Source organism: Planktothrix sp. FACHB-1355 (genome assembly GCF_014748295.1).
Lineage (GTDB): Bacteria > Cyanobacteriota > Cyanobacteriia > Cyanobacteriales > Aerosakkonemataceae > Aerosakkonema > Aerosakkonema funiforme_A.
In genome coordinates this window covers 1-2,721 of the sequence record NZ_JACJUP010000975.1, presented here as the reverse complement: position 1 = coordinate 2,721, position 2,721 = coordinate 1, and the positions used below count along the sequence as shown (strand labels likewise).

4 protein-coding genes are annotated in these 2,721 nt (G+C 44.8%); 2 read left to right on the top strand and 2 right to left on the bottom strand.

Going from position 1 to position 2,721, the window contains the following annotated elements:
- A partial coding sequence (locus H6S82_RS27780; protein WP_206756905.1) for a tetratricopeptide repeat protein occupies positions 1-868 on the bottom strand: 868 nt, incomplete at its 3' end.
- A gap of 109 nt (positions 869-977) precedes the next feature.
- On the opposite strand from H6S82_RS27780, the gene H6S82_RS27775 reads away from it, so the two are divergent.
- Both H6S82_RS27775 and H6S82_RS27770 read left to right on the top strand, forming a co-directional pair.
- Positions 978-1,307, top strand: coding sequence for a YbjQ family protein (locus H6S82_RS27775; RefSeq protein WP_190471646.1), 330 nt, complete (start codon positions 978-980; stop codon positions 1,305-1,307).
- A 360-nt stretch (positions 1,308-1,667) separates the two neighbouring features.
- Positions 1,668-2,288, top strand: coding sequence for a hypothetical protein (locus H6S82_RS27770; protein WP_190471643.1), 621 nt, complete (start codon positions 1,668-1,670; stop codon positions 2,286-2,288).
- 73 nt (positions 2,289-2,361) lie between these two features.
- Here the strand turns inward: H6S82_RS27770 and H6S82_RS27765 are convergent.
- Positions 2,362-2,721, bottom strand: a 360-nt coding sequence (locus H6S82_RS27765; RefSeq protein ID WP_191057070.1) for a YbhB/YbcL family Raf kinase inhibitor-like protein, incomplete at its 5' end; no start/stop codon positions are given.

Sequence of the window (2,721 nt, the reverse complement as noted above, 5' to 3'; positions counted from 1 at the left end):
TGGAATCTAGATCCGCAGCCCGCTGATAAGCTGCTAAAGCGGCTTCCAGATTTTTTTGAGAGCGTCGAATCCTGCCAATTTGCAGATGAATCTGTGGATTGCGCGGTTCCAGTTTAGCTGCTCGTTCCAAAGCAGTCAGTGCGCCTATTTGGTTGCCTTGTACCAAATAGGCGGTAGCTAAATTAAACTGCAAATTGCTGTTGTTCGGTTCTAGGGTAACAGCCCGCTGTAGGACGTTAATAGCGTCTTGATAGCGCTTCTGTTGCAACAGTATAGTCGCCATCGAAGCCCGAATTTCTACACTTTTAGGATCGAGACGGATAGCTTGTTCGTAAGTTCGCATCGCGCCCTGATAGTCTCCCTGGCGCATCAGAACCACTCCCAATCCCAGGTAAGCTTTGAGGTGATTGCGATTGATTTGCGTGACCCGTCGATAGGCAGCAGCGGCTCCCTGGTTGTCTCCGGCGCTAGCAAGGGCGTATCCGAGAGCGTAATGAAATTCTGCATTGTTGCTTTGGAGTGCTACAGCCTGTCTATAGGCATTAGCTGCTTCCTGGTAATTGCCTTGACGTGCTTGTAAATATCCAATCGCAGAATAAATACGGGCATTTTTGCTATCTAAGCTAGCTGCTTGTTGATAAATTGCTAAAGCACGCCCAAATCTTCCATCTTCTACTAACGATCGCGCATCGTCTAGGAGTCTTTTCAGCTCGTCGTTTTCAGGAAGCTGATACGTAGGACTGCGATCGTAGTCTTCATCAGTTTGGGCAATTGACGGCGTACTTACCGCAATCCCTCCCAATAGCAGGAGACTGGTTAAGAACAGAATTTGCTTTTGCACGGTAGATTTTCCTTGTGTTTCTGCCATTACGAGAGTGCTACTATTGGTTTGATATTGGATCGGGATGAATTCCATATGGGAACTGGCTGATTATAATAACCTTAAATGTGTAAATTTATAACCAAGACAAGAAAAAATGATTGTCACAACAACTGATGTCGTGCAGGGAGCCGAAATTCAGGCTTATTTGGGTATTGTGACTGCTGAAGTAGTATATGGCACTAACGTATTGCGCGATTTCTTCGCTAGTATTCGCGATGTCATCGGTGGGCGTACCGGCAGCTACGAGAGGGTGTTCGAGCAGGGACAGCGGGAAGCTATAGCCGAACTGGAAAAACGAGCTCAGCGTCTGGGAGCTAATGCGATCGTCGGTATTGAAGTAGACACCGGTACAATTAACGTTGACCAAAGCGGTGTCTTGCTGCTGATCACTGCGATCGGCACCGCCGTAAAACTGCGTTCGTAGAACTATAAGGAAGTAGTCTTTTTGGCGATTCATCTAAGGTTAGCTGAGAGGAGTTAAGTTTTAACAGCCGATCGCCTTCAGCTAATTAACAAATACTTTTATCGATAAATAAATATTGATTCATCTACACTTGAAAAAGTTTAAAAATTTACGTATATACTTAAATAATTAAGTATTTATTACTCCTGAGATTCAAAAATTTCAGGTTTTTATCGCATCTCCATCTTTTGATAGAGCGTGCGATTCCTTCCAGTGGTAGATATATCAAACATAAATTTGACTCTAAATTAAGCTCAAGGGTGATTAGCAATAAGATAACTCAGCTGGAAGGGATGAGGGGAATAAAGGAGGAAATAAAATATGGCATACGGTAATCGACCGGCAGATGTAGTAGATCCTGTAGTAGGAAATCGTATTGTTGAGTATCACGATCGCGTTAGGTGGGGCCCCATTATTTCCGGTCTTTTAGTTGCCTTAACTACTCAATTAATTTTGAGTGCTTTGGGTGCTGCGATCGGTTTGAGCAGCCTTGCCAATTCTGGCGCACCCAGATCCAACGCAGATGATGTTGGTCTTGGTGTGGGAATTTGGTCAATTATCAGTTTGTTAATAGGTTTATTTGTTGGCGGTTGGGTGACATCGCGTGCCAGCGGCCCGATGAACCGCAATACAGCTCTTCTCAATGGTGCTATTCTCTGGGCAACTGCTTTAATTATTGGCTCTTGGCTGTTAGCAAATGGTGTAGTAGGTACTTTTGGAATTGCGGCATCCAATGCGGGAGAAGTAATTAACCAAGCTCAACAAGGAGGAATTAACGTACCGAATAGGGCTCCCAACGTCAGCGCACAGCAAGCACGCGATATTGCTGGCAATGCGGCTAGAGTGGGTTGGTCGTTTGTGTTCGGTTCTTTACTGGGTTTGGTAGCGTCGATGATCGGTGCATCTATTGGAGCCCGCAATTACAATCGTACTTATCAATAAAAATGGGAAGCGATCGTAGTTATTTTTAGCACCTTAAAAAAGGTGCTTTTTTGTTATTTGGCAATAGAAAAAATTAACGCTGTCGCGAATAGCGTCCGATTAGTTCTGCTGCTGCCAGAATATGACCGTTCATTGCAGCTTCCAATTGTTCTTTAGTCGCACCCGATGCTAATTCTAAATATCGGTCTAAAGCGTATAATTTGAAAAAGTAACGGTGCGTGCCGCTAGGCGGACAAGGGCCACCATAACCGAGTTTACCAAAATCATTTTTACCCTGAGTACCGCCACTTGCCAGCGTTGCGTCGTTGGGAACTGCTTCTGGTAAATTGGTGATTTCAGTCGGTAAATCGTAAAGAACCCAATGGACAAAAGTTCCCATCGGTGCATCGGGGTCATCAACAATTAAAGCCAGACTTTGCGTTCCCGTCGGTGG

What these genes read in the sequence shown, in the direction of transcription:
- H6S82_RS27775 (WP_190471646.1), top strand. Translation starts at nt 978, where the DNA reads ATGATTGTCACAACAACTGATGTCGTGCAGGGAGCCGAAATTCAGGCT.
- H6S82_RS27770 (WP_190471643.1), top strand. Translation starts at nt 1,668, where the DNA reads ATGGCATACGGTAATCGACCGGCAGATGTAGTAGATCCTGTAGTAGGA.